General features: G+C 58.8%; 13 protein-coding genes. 8 read left to right on the top strand and 5 right to left on the bottom strand.

The genetic code is table 11. The features are described 5' to 3' along the window. Nucleotides 1–50: 50 nt before the first annotated feature. From NZK35_RS28205 to NZK35_RS28215, 3 genes are all read right to left on the bottom strand, one after another. Complete coding sequence (locus tag NZK35_RS28205) at nt 51–1262, bottom strand: hypothetical protein (RefSeq protein WP_259635869.1); 1212 nt, start codon at nt 1260–1262, stop codon at nt 51–53. A gap of 278 nt (nt 1263–1540) precedes the next feature. Then, entirely contained in the window at nt 1541–2806 is a 1266-nt protein-coding gene (locus NZK35_RS28210) for a DUF1552 domain-containing protein (RefSeq protein ID WP_259635870.1), read from the bottom strand. 452 nt (nt 2807–3258) lie between these two features. After that, the gene (locus NZK35_RS28215; protein ID WP_259635871.1) at nt 3259–5802 is read right to left on the bottom strand and encodes a DUF1592 domain-containing protein; all 2544 of its coding nucleotides are present in this window, start codon (nt 5800–5802) and stop codon (nt 3259–3261) included. 512 nt (nt 5803–6314) lie between these two features. Between NZK35_RS28215 and NZK35_RS28220 the strand changes: the two genes are divergently transcribed. Then, nucleotides 6315–7514, top strand: coding sequence for a prenyltransferase/squalene oxidase repeat-containing protein (locus NZK35_RS28220; protein ID WP_259635872.1), 1200 nt, complete (start codon nt 6315–6317; stop codon nt 7512–7514). Nucleotides 7515–7573: 59 nt separating this feature from the next. On the opposite strand, the gene NZK35_RS28225 is transcribed toward NZK35_RS28220, so the two are convergent. After that, the gene (locus NZK35_RS28225; protein ID WP_323379680.1) at nt 7574–7828 is read right to left on the bottom strand and encodes a TspO/MBR family protein; all 255 of its coding nucleotides are present in this window, start codon (nt 7826–7828) and stop codon (nt 7574–7576) included. A 394-nt stretch (nt 7829–8222) separates the two neighbouring features. Between NZK35_RS28225 and NZK35_RS28230 the strand changes: the two genes are divergently transcribed. The 4 genes from NZK35_RS28230 to NZK35_RS28245 are packed head-to-tail and all read left to right on the top strand — an operon-like array spanning nt 8223 to nt 11006. After that, nucleotides 8223–8390 carry a DUF1328 domain-containing protein gene (locus NZK35_RS28230; protein ID WP_259635873.1) on the top strand — a complete coding sequence of 56 codons (168 nt, stop codon included), beginning with the start codon at nt 8223–8225 and terminating at the stop codon, nt 8388–8390. Between the two features lie 52 nt (nt 8391–8442). Next, entirely contained in the window at nt 8443–10347 is a 1905-nt protein-coding gene (locus NZK35_RS28235; protein ID WP_259635874.1) for an AI-2E family transporter, read from the top strand. A gap of 34 nt (nt 10348–10381) precedes the next feature. Further along, entirely contained in the window at nt 10382–10804 is a 423-nt protein-coding gene (locus tag NZK35_RS28240; RefSeq protein WP_259635875.1) for a response regulator, read from the top strand. Between the two features lie 10 nt (nt 10805–10814). Beyond that, the gene (locus tag NZK35_RS28245) at nt 10815–11006 is read left to right on the top strand and encodes a hypothetical protein (protein WP_259635876.1); all 192 of its coding nucleotides are present in this window, start codon (nt 10815–10817) and stop codon (nt 11004–11006) included. A 45-nt stretch (nt 11007–11051) separates the two neighbouring features. Here the strand turns inward: NZK35_RS28245 and NZK35_RS28250 are convergent, their stop codons facing one another. Then, nucleotides 11052–12251, bottom strand: a complete 1200-nt coding sequence (locus NZK35_RS28250) for an AI-2E family transporter (protein WP_259635877.1) — start codon at nt 12249–12251, stop codon at nt 11052–11054. A 568-nt stretch (nt 12252–12819) separates the two neighbouring features. Between NZK35_RS28250 and NZK35_RS28255 the strand changes: the two genes are divergently transcribed. Genes NZK35_RS28255 through NZK35_RS28265 form a run of 3 tightly spaced genes read left to right on the top strand, consistent with a single transcriptional unit; the run spans nt 12820 to nt 14949 of the window. After that, on the top strand, nt 12820–13254 hold the full coding sequence (locus NZK35_RS28255) for an SRPBCC family protein (protein WP_259635878.1): 435 nt from the start codon (nt 12820–12822) through the stop codon (nt 13252–13254). 22 nt (nt 13255–13276) lie between these two features. After that, on the top strand, nt 13277–13414 hold the full coding sequence (locus NZK35_RS28260) for a hypothetical protein (protein ID WP_259635879.1): 138 nt from the start codon (nt 13277–13279) through the stop codon (nt 13412–13414). A 38-nt stretch (nt 13415–13452) separates the two neighbouring features. Then, nucleotides 13453–14949, top strand: a complete 1497-nt coding sequence (locus NZK35_RS28265) for a sulfatase-like hydrolase/transferase (protein WP_259635880.1) — start codon at nt 13453–13455, stop codon at nt 14947–14949. Nucleotides 14950–15397: the final 448 nt, after the last annotated feature.

Consider the following 15397-nt stretch of genomic DNA (forward strand, 5'->3'; position numbering starts at 1 on the left):
GCTGCAGAGCAGCGACCGGGGATCGCCCCGTTGCGGCAATGCACTCCGCGTCAGTATTTGGGAAAGATGTCCGGGGTTGGGAAGCGGTCTTCGTGGCGGAAGCTTCCATCGCCCAGAAACTCTTCTCGGGGAAGGTTCACCTCGGGCCAACCCGCCGGACGGACGCGAACGACTCGTCCCGGACGGATCCCCTCAATGACCAGGTCCGTCTCGAAGCGGATTTGAATGCCGCTGCTGCCCAGGGGGACGTCGCCCGTCGCCTTCACGACGTCCAGAATGGGGCCTTTCGACGCCATGTGGGCAGGTCCGTAGTTGCCGCCGGCATGCTTCAATGTGTTTTCCGATGCGTTCATCGCGGCCTGTTTCCCTTTCTGGAAATCGGCGTAAAGCGAGGCGTCCATGCCACCGAACAAGGTGGCGGTCACGGTCGCGTGGCCGAACTTGCCATACTCGACGGCATCAATCCAAGCGGGCATCCAGCGGCTGCGGATAAAGGCCTTGTGCGTCTCAGCCTGTTGGTCGGCGGCGCGCCCGATTGCGGTGTCATCCAGCCAGATGTCTGAGACATGAAACCGAGTGAAGACACTCGACGGCGTGGGTTTCCAGGTGATTCCCAGCTGTGCGGCCTGGTCACTGAGCATCTGCTTTCCGCTTGCCGGCCAAAGCCCTTCGGCGATCAAATCCTTGACTCCCAAACATTCGCGGCCACGCCAGATTCGGGTGGCGGCATCAAACGTCATCGTTTCCTCGGCCGGCGTGCCGTCCCCGCCTTCCTTCGGTTGGCGGCTGGCAACGATCCGCCCCTCGTGGTTGTCGACGTCAATCTCTTTCAGCTTCCATCCCAATCCCTCGCGAAGGCAGTGGCTGAGTTCGTCTTCGAGCAGCAGGACGTGGTTCTCGGCCGGCGCGATCCCGGCGCCGCTGTAGCCGGCCGTTTTCTTTCGGTTGTCGATCGGAAGCACCGGCACGGCGGAGAGCGTCGGGTCGGGCGGCAGGAATGCCCGGACGTGCAACACGGTGCCGAGCGGGATGTCCCGAAGATCCGCCGGTGCACCGCGATACCGCACCACACCATAGGGGAGCATCGCGAAGGGGTGTGGCGGGTTTCGAAAATACGTGCCCGCCCCTTGCACACGAATGCTGCCGCGGCGATTGACATGATCCACGAACACCAGTTCGCCGCGATAGGCGTGTGCCTTTTCCAAGGGAGGAAACGAGCCCACCGTGGGGCGAAACGGTTCATCTGCGATGGCTGTTCCCACGCTCAAAACAACACTCAGCCACAGTGCCGAGTGTAGTCTTGAACAGAGAGGCTGAGTGGAAGGCATGGCGGTTAGCGGTTAGCAGTTAGCGGTTAGCGGTTAGCAGTTAGCAGTTAGCAGTTGGCAGTTGGCAGTTGGCAGTTAGCAGTTAGCAGTTGGCAGTTAGCAGTTGGCAGTTAGCAGTTAGCAGTTCTGGATTTGCGGCTAATAGCTAATAGCTAATAGCTAACAGCTAACAGCTAACAGCTAACAGCTAACAGCTAACAGCTAATCGCTCCTCACACTTCAATGACTGAATTGCTGTCACCGAACGTGTCCGTCTCCACTCCCATGCGTTGTGCCATCATTGCGAGGAGATTGCTCATGTGTGCGTCTGGGTTCGCGGGCCGACTGCACAGCGCGTAGTGCTCGCCGGGCTTGTCGAGTTGATAGCCATTGAAGTGGCCCTGATTGAAGTCGAGATGGCGGCCGTGCTGGAGGCCGAGGTCAGAACCGCCGGCGAGCACCAGCGGCAGGTTGGCATTGCCGTGGCTGTGCCCGTAAGACATGCCGCTGCCGAACAGTGCCATCGTCGAGCCCAACAGCGGCCGTCCGTCGAGGTCCTTGGTCTCCTGCAGCCGCGAGAGAAAATAGCCGTACTGCTCGATGGCGAAGGTGTCGTAGTTGGTGAGTTTTTCGATGTAGCCGGCATCGCCGCCGTGGTGGCTGAGTTGATGCCGAGACTCCGTGATGCCGATTTCGGGAATCGCGATCGCCTGGCCTTCGCCCCCCAGACTGAAAGTGGCCACGCGGGTCACGTCGGTCTGAAAAGCCAGCACCATGAGGTCATAGACCGTGCGGAAATAGTCACCCGCTTGGGTGTCAGGGATGTCACGGTCGGTGCGTTTGCGGTCGGCGTCGGAAATGGGGGGCAGCGGCGTGTCGAGCCAGGCATCGGCGCGCCGCGTGCGAATCTCCGCCTCTCGGACCGAACTGAGGTATTGGTCCAGACGCCCCTTGTCAGCCGCTCCCATCTTCTGCTCCAGCCGGCGCACTTCGGCGAGGTTGTCGTCAAGGACACTGGCCTTACGACGCAACGCCCTTCGCTGAGCTGCAATGCCGCCTTTCGGCTCCTCGAACAGCGACGCAAAGATTTCACTGCAACGACGCATCGGCGGAAGCTGAACGCCATCGGCCGTCCAGGCGAGCGACTCCTGCGTGATCGCAATTTCCATCGACGGGTAACGGGTGTGCGGAGCGGTGACTTCGGCCATCTTCTGGTCCACCGAGATCGTGTTGCGGTCCGAGGGACCGAGTTTTCCACCGGTCAGCCAGATCTTGATGCAGTTGTGGTGGTGGCTGAGGCTTCCCGGGTGATGCAAGCCGCTGATGGGTGTGATGACGTCACGATGCTTCTCCAACGGCTTGAGCGAACGGGAGAACTGGTAGCCTTCGCCCGGTGTGGTGATCTGATAATTCAGCGAATGAACACCGTTGGCGAGGTAGATGAACGCGCTGCGTCGCGGCGATGCGGACGCCTGCTCGGCCGCCCGTAACGGGATCATGCATTCCAGCAATGGCAGTGAAATGCAAGTGCCCAAGGCACGCAGTGCATGCCGGCGGTCGATGCGCCAGGACTGAGAGAGAAAATGAGACATAGCGGTTAGCGGTTAGCGGTTAGCGGTTAGTAGCAGGCTTTACCCCGGCAGGGGTTGCAGCAAGTAGCCGGTGGTCGCCTTAGCGCACCACCGGAATCGTTGCATCAATTACGGATTGACCCCGGATGGGGTCACAGCACTCATACGCTGCGACCCTTTCGGGGTCGATTTGGACTGTCCTTATCCATTCCGGCGGTGTTCGCTTCGCTCGACCGCCGGCTACTTTCTGCCATCCCATTCGGGATGCAAAGAGGTGGGTCAACCTAAGGTTCGTGGATAAAACATCATATTCTCTGGCTAACAGCTAACAGCTAATTGCTAATTGCTAACAGCTAACAGCTAATTGCTAACAACTCCCTTCACCGCTTCCTCATCAGTTCCGACAGAGCCACCGCGCGGACGATGTCTCGAATTCGATCGTCGCTCTTCTTCGCTTCTTCTTCGATCGCATTGAGATCCTCTTGATCATCGACGGTGAGGACGCGTCGGAGGGCGTAGGTGCAGAGGTGTTCGATGAAGGCCCGCGCGACCTTGTCGCGGTCGTCCAGCAGCAGCCGTTTGAACTCGACCGAATCGGTGAACGGGCGGCCGTCGGGCATGACGCCCGAGGCATCCACCGATGGGTCGTCTCCGGTCCCGGCTGCGACGCGTTCGTGCGTCCTCCATTGGCCGATGGCGTCATATTGGTCAAAAGCGAATCCGAGCGGATCAATGCCTCGGTGACAGGCGGCACAACTCGCGTTCTGAGCATGGGCGGCAAGCTTCTGACGGATGGTCGCCTTGGGACGCTGCGGCGGATTCGGTTCAATCGGATCGACGTTGGCCGGCGGTGGCGGCGGGGTTTTGTTGAAGATCGCTTCGCTGACCCAGACGCCGCGATGCACCGGGCGGTGGCGGGTTCCGTCGGACGTCAAGGCGAGCACCGCGCCCATCGTGAGCAGACCGCCGCGATGGTCGTCGGGCGTCAGCGAGACGCGTTGGAAGCCGCTGTGGGTCGGTTCCGACAGCCCGTAGAAATCGCAGAGCCGGGCGTTGGCCATCGTCCAGTCGGAACGCAGGAAATCGTCAATGGGCAGGTTTGTCGCGAACATCTCGCGGAAATACTCGACCGGCTCGGCCCGCATGCTCGCCTCGAGCCAGTCGTCGTAGTCGGGGTAGAGTTGTTTGTCGGGCGGGAACATGCCGACGCGGTGCAGTTGCAACCACTGCCGCGAGAAGTCATCGATGAAGCGTTCAATGCGGTCGTCCGTCAGCATGCGGTCCACTGCTTTCCCCAGCCCTGCACCGTTCAATTGGCCGCTTCTGGCGGCCGTAAAGAGGCCGTCGTCGGGCATCGAACTCCAGAGGAAATACGAAAGCCGCGAAGCCAGTTCCCAGTCCGTGAGGCGTTCACGGGGCTCGGGATCGCCCTCGACGAGATAGACGAAGTTACGGGACGTCAGCACGCCCTGCATCGCGATCCGAAAGGCCTCGGTCGCCGTTTCGCCCGCCTCGCGTTCGACGCCGAACGATTGTAGATAGTGCTCCAGTTCGCGCTTCTTCACCGGGCGCCGCCACGCGAGTTCGGCGAATCGCTGCAAATGCTCCGCGACTCCTTCGGCAGTGGCATCATCAGGCGGCAGCACGCCCTCGCGGCGAGTGCGTTCCGCCTCGGTTTGCAGCGGCCCTTCCCACTCGATCCAATCGAGCAGCACGGTGGAGAAGATGCCATTGCCTTTGTCGTCGAACATTTGCGGGGCGTTCGGATTCAGAAGAAGGGTCTCACTGCTATGCGTAAAAATGTACGACCGACTGGCGATCGCATTGCGGAAGGCGGCACCGCCCCTACGGTCCACCCCATCGGTCGCGACCACGCAAAAATGCAGCGTCGTCGGCATTTCGAGAAACACCTCGAACTCATAGACCTGCGGGTTGTCCTCTGGTGCCGTGATGTCAAATTCGATGAGCCCGTCGACCGTCTCCTCGCCGGTTCGCGTGCCAATGCTGAGGTGAGCCGGCTGGCCGCCGGGCGGACGGATCCCGCTGGCTTGCAGCCGCATGCGATAAAGCCCGCTGTGTTCCGGACCGGTCTTTCCAAACCAATTGGACGAGAGCGCATTCTGAACCCGGCCGGGAAAGAGCAAGAATCGCAGCGGACGCTTGATACCAAACCGGTCCAGCGTTTCCTGCTGGACCTTCCCGCCGCCGTAACGCAACTCCGCTGCCGTTTTGCGGACGATGCGAGCGTCGGCGGATGTGGCAGAAAACGCTCGATCGAGCACGATGTCCGCGGCGCGGTAGTAGCGGTCGATATGCGACGGCGACAGCGAAAGCTCCGACCCGATGCGCTCAAAACCTCGCCACAGCGTGTCCTCGTTCAGCTCCCCCGGCTTGAAGGGATCGTAGCGCACCCCGAGCAGGTCATAGACCGTGTTCTGGTATTCCTTGCGGCTGAGCCGATAGTGCGCCACCGCCGGCCGGGCCGCCATCCGCGCCGCGCGACCGTCCTTGAGCCGTGCGTCGAGACTCGTCACGAACGCTGCAATCTCATCCTGAGTCGGCTGCGGCTGGTCCTTCGGAGGCATTTCGCCACTGTTGACCTTGTCGAGCGTCTCGGCCCAATGGTGTGAGTCCAGGCCGGCCTTAAAATCTCGCGACAGCCGGTCGATCCGCAGCTCGCCTTCATCCTCCTGTGAGCCATGGCAGCGGACGCAATGCTTTTTCAGAAACACCTCAAAGGGTTCCGCGGCGGACGCCATCGCTGAGACGGAAACGGATGCAATGACAACCAGAAGAAAACGAACCGTCACTCGTTCAAACCATTGCACATGGACACCGTCAAACGCACGTTTCGCACGTGAACTGACCCAACGACCATCACCCGCATGCACATCGTGCGCGAACGCATTCATTCGACCATTCATGCAATCTCTCTCGAATCACGTGTCCATCGACGTCGGTCGAGTCGGTGCTCAAAACCGTTGTGGTAGGCGGGGCAACTGTGGTAGGTGGGTAAGCGACGGACGGAAAATCAAGGTCGTCGCGTGGACGTTGCCACCGCCCGGCGGCGGCAACGACGCAGCAGTGGACAGTATAGACGGTCCTTGAGGACGCGTTGCGAAGTCCCCCACAGTCCCCCACTGGCGATCGCTCGAACTCGTCCGCCAATCCCCCATCAGGAATTCTCGCGGCGGGAAATCCATCGCGGCCGGCGGATTTCCTGCCGCCGGATCCGCTGTCACTGCGTTTTCAGCCACCAAAAATCGATTGATCGGGTTGGTACGTTTTTTGCCTACTCTCGGCGCTCCTTCGCCAGGGCAGGCTGATCCGTCTTGATACGAGCAACACGACGATCCGATCAGACTAGCCCACCTAGGTGAAGACCGACGTGTCAAACGCCCCGTCAACCAGTCCTCTCTCAGCCAGGAAACCTTTCGTGCAATCTGATCGACTCCTCAGCTTCGTTACCAAACGTGTTTCGACCCGCATGGCGGGCGTGTTCCTTGCCGTCGGTTTCCTTGCCGTCGGTCTGGTGATCCCTGCGATCGGCCAGGACCGTCCGGCGAACGGGAACGCCCCCCAGTCACCCGAGCAAACGAATGCGGCAATTGACGAAGCGGTTTCGTTGGGGATCAGCTTTTTGAAGAACCGTGGGCAATCCGCCGACGGATTCTTTAGCCCCGAAAGCGGTGTCGCAGTCACCGGATTGTGTGTCCGCGCGATTCTGGAGAACCGTCCGACCGAGGTTGACTCGCCTGCCGTCAAGAAGGCTTTGCAGGTGATCCTGGATCACGTCCAACCCGATGGCGGAATTTACGTGAAAGGGTCCAGACACCGAAACTATGAAACGTCGGTCGCCGTCGGGGCACTGGTCGCGGCCAACCGAGACGATCGCTTTGACAGCCAACTCAAACGAGCCGAAGCGTTTTTGAAAGAGATTCAATGGGACGAAGGCGAGGGCGTCACGCCCGCGGATCCGGCCTACGGCGGAGCCGGATACGGCAGCCACTCCCGTCCCGATCTCTCCAACACGTCGTTCATGATCGATGCACTGCGGGACTTGGGCAACGATGCCAACGACGAAGCGATCAAAAAGGCGTTGATCTTCGTCTCAAGGTCACAAAACCTGGCCGGCCATGGAAATGATTTGCCGCATGCCACGGCCGAAGGTGATGGCGGGTTCTACTACACCCCTGCCGCCGGCGGTGAAACCAAAGTGGTTGGAGGGGACACGCGCGACGCTGGCGGCGGACTTCGCAGCTACGGATCCATCTCCTACGCGGGATTCAAAAGCCTGATTCATGCCGGGTTAACGGAATCCGATCCACGTGTGATCGCCGCCATGAACTTTATCCAAGACCACTATTCACTGACCGAGAATCCGGGAATGGGACAGGCCGGGCTGTACTATTACTACCACACTTTCGCCAAAGCGCTCCACGCCGCCAAGATCCGCGTGCTAACCGACGCCGATGGCAACAATCATTTTTGGAATCGAGAGCTCGTCATGACGTTGACCGACGTCCAACAAGACGACGGATCATGGGTCAATCGAGCAAGCGATCGGTGGATGGAAGGAAACCGAAACCTTGTCACGGCATACTCGCTGTTGGCGTTATCCTATTGCCGGGAATGACGACGCCCAGCCTCCTCGGTCCCTGCGCTGCCGTATCAGCCTTTGAGGCAGTCACCGGGTCACCGGTTTAGATTCCACCAAGTGATCGACAGTTGCAGCACGGTCGCAATCGAGACCCAGACAAAATACGGCAGCTGTGCCGCGGCAACCCACCGGTAGTGTTTCCACACCGCCACCATCATCCAGATGATCGCTGCCCAGACGATCAGGATGTCGAGTGCGGCCAACGGTAGGTTTCGCAGCCCGAACTGAATGGGCGTGAAGACCAGGTTGGCAATCCGGATTGAGCCCCGTACGCTGGCGACCCAACGCAGCGAAACTCACTCGGGGCAGATCCGTCACACCCATCGCAGTATAGATCGGTTTCCCCTGACGCTGATCATTGGCACCGTTTCACACCTGGCAATGACCTCGCCTTTCGCTTGCACACGGGTCGTCGGAATCAACCTGTTGCCTTGATACGGAAAGAAATCGGAGGTCATTTTCGGAGGCGAGGTTGTGGAGAACACACGCAGCCACGGACGCCCTTGTCCTCTTCGCGGCCATCGTGGTCGCGAAACGTCCATCGCCCCATCTGGCGACGACGATTTAGGCCACGAAACTCGCCGCAAATCACTTTGGCACGACAATCGCATTAGCGGCAGAAGCACTCGAAAGGCGGTGACGTTCGCGGCCACGAGGCCAACCATTTCACCCTTGGAGAATGCCATGTTGGGCTGGGCTTTGACCTTTTTGATTATCGCTTTGATCGCTGGTGTGCTCGGCTTTGGCGTCGTTGCCGGAACCGCTGCGACGATCGCAAAACTCCTGTTCATCGTGTTCCTGGTCCTATTTATCATCGGACTGGTGATGGGACGACGCGGACCCGCCGTTTGAGCACCGTCCCAAGCGGTACCGGGCAAGAACTCTAGCAGACAGGATACCGTGAATGGCAAACCGCAAATCCGATCTCGCAACCATTGCGTCGGTGGCACAATTGCTCGCGACGGTCTTAATCGTCGCGGCGCTTTACTTTGCCCGCGATGTCTTCATCCCGTTGGCACTCGGACTACTGCTTTCGTTCTTGCTCAGCCCCATCGTGAATCGATTAGGGCGGATGGGCGTACCGAATCTCACGGCGGTTGTGACGACCGCTGCACTGGCTTTTATCCTGCTTGCGAGCGGGTTTACCTTGATCGCTCGGGAACTGACCACGCTGGTCGGTGATCTCCCCAGACACAAACACGAACTGGTCGCCAAAGCCAGGAGTCTTGGCGGGATGACGACCGGGGTAAGCGGTTCGCTGGGAGACCTCGCCGAGGAAGTAACCGAAGCGATCGAGGAGAGTGAAAACGGCCTGGGCGAGCCGCCGGATGAGGTATCGTTTTGGGAAAAGCTATTGCCTGGTCCGGCCCCGAACGCCGAAGACATCACGCACGATGGCACGTCCGCCAAAGCGCCGCTGTATGTAAAAGAGGTACAAGCCGACCTCCCGCTTGCCTCGTGGGCGACAACGGCCGGCACGGTCCTGGGTCCCCTTGCGACGGCCGGTTTGGTCAGCGTCTTTGCGCTGTTCATGTTGGTTCATCGCGAGGACTTGAGAGATCGAATCATTTATGTCGTCAGCCAAGGGAATTATGTCACGACGACCGAAGCGTTGGATGAAGCTGCGAGCCGCATCAGTCGCTACCTTATCGCCCAGTCCATCATCAACGCCTCCTACGGGTTCGTCCTCACCATCGGGCTCACCGTCATCGGCGTCACGATGACCGAGGACGGTAGTTTCCCCAATGCCATCCTTTGGGGCGTCTTGGCGACTTGCCTGCGATTCGTGCCCTATCTCGGTCCGACCGCGGCCGCGGTGTTTCCATTGGCACTCGCTCTATCGGTCTTTCCAGGCTACGGCGTGGCGTCAGCCGTGCTCGCTCTCATCATCACCATGGAATTGGTCAGCAACAACGTTCTCGAGCCGTGGTTGTACGGGACGAGCACCGGCATTTCGGCCGTTGCGGTGATCGTGGCGGCAGTCTTTTGGGGCTGGCTTTGGGGTCCAGTCGGCTTGCTGCTTTCGACACCGCTGACCGTTTGTTTGGTGGTGCTGGGCCGCTATGTCCCACGTTTTAAGGTTCTCTCGACATTGCTGAGTGAAGAGGTCGAGATCAAACCGTCAATGCGTCTCTATCAACGAATGTTGGCAGGCGACGAACACCGCGCCAGGGAGATGTTGAACGAACACACGCGCGAGAGTAGTTTGGATTCAACGTGCGATGAATTGCTGATCCCGATGGTCAAACGCATTCGGCGGGACCATGACGCGGAACACCTGACCGATGCCGACGCCAACCGCCTCCTTGCCATGGCGGGCGGTTTGATGGCGGAACTTCACCGGAGCATCGATTCGCGCGAAGAACCCTCCGACGATGAGATCGATCGTGCGAGTGTGGTCGACATGCCGAGCGTCGTCGGTTGCACGTCGCATCACTTCAGCGAACTGCTTGTTCTAAATCTGCTTCGAATCGGTGGATTGGGTCTTTTCGCACTCGATAGCATCGATGACGACATCCTCCCCCAGCAGGTCGGACAAGAAATCGCGCGACGCGATCCGGCGATAGTCGTCATTGTGGTGCTTCCCAAAGGCGGTTTCGTCCAAGCGAGGTACCTGTGCCGGTCCGTTCGCAACGAGGGCTACACCGGTCCGATCTTGGTTTCATGCCTCGGCAAGTTCAAAAACTTTGACAAATTGTTCGTCAAGTTTCGAAAGGCCGGCGCGACAGGCATGGCAACTTCGTATTCCCAGACACGCTCCAAAATAGAATCCATCTTGAACCGCCGCGACTCCGTGACCATGGTCTAGTGCTTCCCATGAGACTCACAGACAGGCCCCGATCATGAAGACCATCCTTCTCGTTGACGATCACGAAGACATTCGTGAGTTGATGACTCTGAAACTCCAGAGACACGGATATGCCGTCGTCACTGCGACCAACGGGCTGGAAGCGATTCTGGCAACGGCGCAGTCGGCTCCCTCACTCATCTTGATGGATGTCAACATGCCCGAGTTGGACGGCCTGGAGGCAACGATGCAAATCCGAGCGGCAGACCCAGTCAACCGAATTCCGGTCATCGCACTGACCGCATACGCGTTGCCCGGCGATGAGTCGCGAGCGATGGCGGCCGGTTGTGATGCGTTTCATCCAAAGCCCGTTGATTTCGAAAAATTATTCCGACAAATCTCTGACCTCATCGAAGATGCCGACCGCAACCGGATCGAAACCGCAAGCAACTCACAAGGAGAAACGGAAGCGACATAATACCGAATTCATGCCACTGCCCGTCGACTCCGCAGGTCTCTCCCGCCTCGTCGTCGCGGCAGAGGAGTCGTTTGCGGCGGCGGCATGGTGTTTGCTTGCACTTGTCGTGTTTCGTCTGTTCAATCGCGTCCACATTGCCCTGGTCGTGCCAGAGACGATGTCGGTGATGCAGCTCGACGAGATGGACCGGCGAGATGATTGAAACGACTTCCTGCCTCCAGCTCTTCGATTCGAGTCGATCAGCTGCTCAAGGCGAGTGAGAACTGGCATCGCCAGCGCCCTCATCGGACTGCAAGTAGTCCTCGATGTATAACCTCTCAACCATCGTTTTGCCGGCGGCGAGCAAGGGGGATGCGACAGCGGCACCAGTGAATCCGAACAACACGCCCATGATCGCTTGAAACGAGATCAGCAACGCCGGTGGCAGCGATGCAGCTTTCTGTTGAATCAACGGCGTCACAACATAGCTTTCGAAAAGTTGCAAGACGAAGTATCCGCCGACGACGGCTCCGACAATCCCGACGCCTTGTGGCAGCGCGAACAAAATTGCCAAGCCCAACGCTACTGCGGCTCCGATGTTGGGAATGAAGGTTAGTAAAGCGGTGAGAATGCCGAGCGTTCCCGCCATCGGAACTCCCAAAACAAGCAGCAGCAGAAACGCCCCCAATCCGGTTGCCAACATCGAACCGAAGCGGCCGATCAGCCACCGCCAAAGCGTCTCACTGGTTGAATCCAGCACCTCCGCAATCCGTTTTCGCTTCGGTTTGGGAACCAGACAAACAATGCCGTCGCGATAGGATCCGGGCGAAACGGCCAGGAACAAGCCGACGAAAAAGATCAGCAAGCTGTTAACGACCAACCCGAACGTCGTTCTGAACATCGCCCCGATCGAACCGGCAGCCTGCTTGACGGGTTCTGGAATGCTGTCGAGTTGGATTCCCGATTGCTGCGACGAACCGCTTTTCTTGTTGCTAGTTTTATTCTCCTCGCTACTTTGGAATCCACTGTCTGTTTTTTCCCCCGACTTGCTCCTGTCCGTCTCAACCTCGATCGCTGCAGAAACAACCGGTGTCGAAGCGAGCGTCGCTTCCAAAGCCGGATACTCTTCGATCAAATCGCGTAGTTCCTTCATCCCCTCGTCGATCTTACCGCTCGCCGCTTCGACTTGCTGATTGATCTGGACGAAGAAAAAAGACACCGTTCCGGTAAATACCAGCAACAAGGAAACAACCACGATCGACAACGCCCCGCGATAGCCGACGGGCGAGTGCGACGCAACCCGTCCGGCCAACTTCGTGAGGAACACGCCGAATAAGACGCCGAGAAACAAGATCAAGGCGATTTCGCTGGCGAGAACGAAAGCCGCAGCCAACGCCACGATGATCGTCAGTACGGTAATCGCGCGAATCAGGTTGACGGCGAGACGGGTGGTTGATTCACGATTCAATGTTGTCACTCAAAGAGGTGGGTGTGATCGCTTGGGAAGGCTTAACTTACATCGCGGATCGTATCGATCAATTCCGCTTTTCCATCTTACTCCGTCCCTTGATGCGAAGCTCAGCAGAACGTTCGCAACCGCAACCTGCTCAGCCTAGATGTTCATCTGGAAAGCCGGCAAGGCAGATACGCGAGAATCCAGGACGCCCGATTGGCACAACCTCTGCCATCGAAAACACAAAACCATGCAATCGAAACGCTTCGGTCGCTGGTTCCTACGACGCGTTCAACCGTAGACGGACGACACCCGTGGCGATGACGGGCTCGTCGTCACGTTTCCGCATGCGATTGGCGGCAGCACACGCGGTCACACGAAGCGACTCGCCGGTGTATCATCTATGGAACCACACCTTTCGGTCCGCGTCCTCGCCTTTTTCTGTTTCATGATGTCCCCTGCACGCTCGTCCGGGTGAAGGCCATCTCGCGTCGAACGAAGGGGTGTCCGCTGGAGTCAAGCGAACACGACTCGGGACCGGCGACCTGACCGCGATCCTCTTTCGTCATTGGAGCAAAAAAGCATGACTGATCCTTCAGCACCGATTGTGGTCGAGCACTCGTATGACGTGCCCAAGTCAACGGTCTGGAAGGCCATTACCGAACGGGAACAAATGGTGAATTGGTTTTTTGACAACCTCCCCGAGTTCCGGGCGGAGCCCGGATTCGAAACCCAATTTGACACCGACTCCGGCAGACGCGTTTTCCGACACCTCTGGAAGATCACCGAAGTGATCCCGGGACAAATCATCGTTTATGATTGGCGTTACGAAGGAATTTCGGGGACCGGCAAAGTGACCTTCGAAGTCTTTGAGGAGGGCGAAGGATCCCGGCTGCGAGTCACCAACGAAGGCATCGAGTCGTTTCCCAATGAGATGCCAGAATTCACGCGTGAAAGCTGTGAAGACGGATGGACCTACCTGCTGCAAACCAGTCTGAAGCAATACCTGGACGGCTGAAACTCCTCACACCGGTGGAACGATGATTCGGAAAGTGATGGCCGTCGCTGACATGATCTTGTACGTGCCCGTCGCCCTGCTGGGCGTCATGCTCGGCGGAATGCTGACCGGCGCCTCCTCGCAACCGCCGTCAGCGGATTACAATCGTGACTCAACATGACGTCGACTTCCCCACAAACCATGACAGAGGCCTCCCCGATGAGACCGGTTCTCCACACCGCCCTGATTGCGTTGTTGCTGTTGTTGACGCACGCTTGGCAGGCGACGCCTTGTGATGCCGCCGACCCACCCAACTTCATTGTCTTTCTGGCGGACGATCTCGGCTGGGGCGACCTGGGTTGCTACGGACACCCAAAAATCCAGACTCCGAATCTGGACCAATTCGCGTCCGAAGGGGTTCGTTTCACACAGGCCTATGCCGCTTGTGGTGTCTGCTCGCCGAGTCGTTCATCGATCCTGACCGGCCGCACCCCCTACCGAAACGGCGTTTGGCGTTGGCTGCCCGTGGGAAATCCGGCTCACTTGCGTGAGAGCGAAGTCACGATTCCTGAATCGCTGCAGCCGCTCGGTTACCAGACGATGCACAGCGGCAAGTGGCATTTGAACGGCTATTTCAATAGCGACGAACAACCGCAGCCGGATGACCACGGATACGACTGGTGGTTCGCAACACAGAACAACGCGTCACCGTCGCACAAGGACCCGATCAACTTCGTTCGCAACCGAAAAGAAGTCGGCCCGCTGAAAGGATTCTCGGCTCCATTGGTCGCGGAGGAAGCGTCGAGATGGTTGAAGCAGCAGCGCGACCCGGAGCGACCGTTCTTCATCACCGTCTGGACCCACGAGCCGCACCTGCCGATCGAAAGCGACCCCAAGTTCCAGCAGCTGTACAGCGAGATCGAGAATCCGGGCGTGCGGCAGCACCACGGCAATGTCACCCAGCTGGACCATGCCTTCGGAAATTTGATGAAGACGGTTGATGAGCTGGGATTGCGAGACAACACGTTCGTCATCTTCACCAGTGACAACGGTCCCGAAGGCTCTGGCAAAGGCAATCTGAGAAAACCGGAATCACAACAGAATCGAACCTGGGGATCCACCGGCGGCTTGCGGGGCCGAAAACGCGACAGCCACGAAGGTGGAATCCGGGTTCCGGGGATCGTCCGTTGGCCTGGTAAGATCCAACCGGGAACGGTCAGCGAGGTGCCCATCATCGGTTCGGACATTTTCACGACGGTGCTGCAGATCGCCGGAGCGCCGGTGCCGACCGACCGCACGATCGATGGCGTCAACCTGTTGCCGGCTTGCGAAGGCAAATCGCTGGATCGCCCCGTGCCGTTGTTTTGGCGCACCCACATCGCTCCGCCGGCCAGCCACGCAGCGATGAGAATCGGCCAATGGAAGATCGTTGCCGATCAAAAGCTGGAAAAGTTTCAGCTGTATCAGATCGCAACGGACTGGAAAGAAGAACATGATTTGGCCGACGAGATGCCTGAAAAATTGGCGGAGATGAAAGCGAAGTTTCTGGAGGTTTGGGAAGGCGTCGAAAACGAAGGTCCGAAGCAGTGGTGGATCAACCAGCCGGACGGCGGCAAACGCAAACCCGGTCCCAAGTTGTCCGATGGCACCGACGCGACCGGCATCTATGCCAAGAAGACGAAGTCGGAGTTCTCGAAGATCACGCGGGTGAAGTGACCACCCGGGCTCTCACTAAAAGTGGCGTAAGCTTCCAGCTTGCGAATCGTGGCGTAAGCTTCCAGCTTGCGAATCGTGGCGTAAGCTTCCAGCTTGCGACTCCCCTGCAATCCGAGCAAGCCAGCAAGATGCTCACCCCACGTTTGAGCCTAATTCATCGATCGTCCACATGAGAAAGACACGGGTGATGCCTAGTCGCATCAGTAGCAAGCAGAGCGAGAGTGGTGGACGCAGCTTTGAATCGGAGGCAAACAAGCGTATCTCCTGGAGGCGAGGGAGCGGAGCGCTGGAGGCCGAACGAAGCGGTTGAGCGACCACACGTGGCGTCATCGGAAACAGATGGCCATCCGCTGCCCCTCCCATCGTCTTGCCCCCATCGTCTTGCCCCCATCGTCTTGCCCCCATCGTCTTGCCCCCATCGTCTTGCCCCCATCATTCTGCCCCTCCC

The sequence above is a fragment of the Stieleria sedimenti genome, assembly GCF_025060895.1.
Lineage (GTDB): Bacteria > Planctomycetota > Planctomycetia > Pirellulales > Pirellulaceae > Stieleria > Stieleria sedimenti.

Bases quoted from the DNA above. Each gene is read 5' to 3' on its own strand.
- NZK35_RS28255 (WP_259635878.1), top strand. From the start codon at position 12,820: ATGACTGATCCTTCAGCACCGATTGTGGTCGAGCACTCGTATGACGTG.
- NZK35_RS28230 (WP_259635873.1), top strand. From the start codon at position 8,223: ATGTTGGGCTGGGCTTTGACCTTTTTGATTATCGCTTTGATCGCTGGT.
- NZK35_RS28240 (WP_259635875.1), top strand. From the start codon at position 10,382: ATGAAGACCATCCTTCTCGTTGACGATCACGAAGACATTCGTGAGTTG.
- NZK35_RS28260 (WP_259635879.1), top strand. From the start codon at position 13,277: ATGATTCGGAAAGTGATGGCCGTCGCTGACATGATCTTGTACGTGCCC.
- NZK35_RS28215 (WP_259635871.1), bottom strand. From the start codon at position 5,802: ATGAATGGTCGAATGAATGCGTTCGCGCACGATGTGCATGCGGGTGAT.
- NZK35_RS28210 (WP_259635870.1), bottom strand. From the start codon at position 2,806: ATGATCCCGTTACGGGCGGCCGAGCAGGCGTCCGCATCGCCGCGACGC.
- NZK35_RS28245 (WP_259635876.1), top strand. From the start codon at position 10,815: ATGCCACTGCCCGTCGACTCCGCAGGTCTCTCCCGCCTCGTCGTCGCG.
- NZK35_RS28265 (WP_259635880.1), top strand. From the start codon at position 13,453: ATGAGACCGGTTCTCCACACCGCCCTGATTGCGTTGTTGCTGTTGTTG.
- NZK35_RS28235 (WP_259635874.1), top strand. From the start codon at position 8,443: ATGGCAAACCGCAAATCCGATCTCGCAACCATTGCGTCGGTGGCACAA.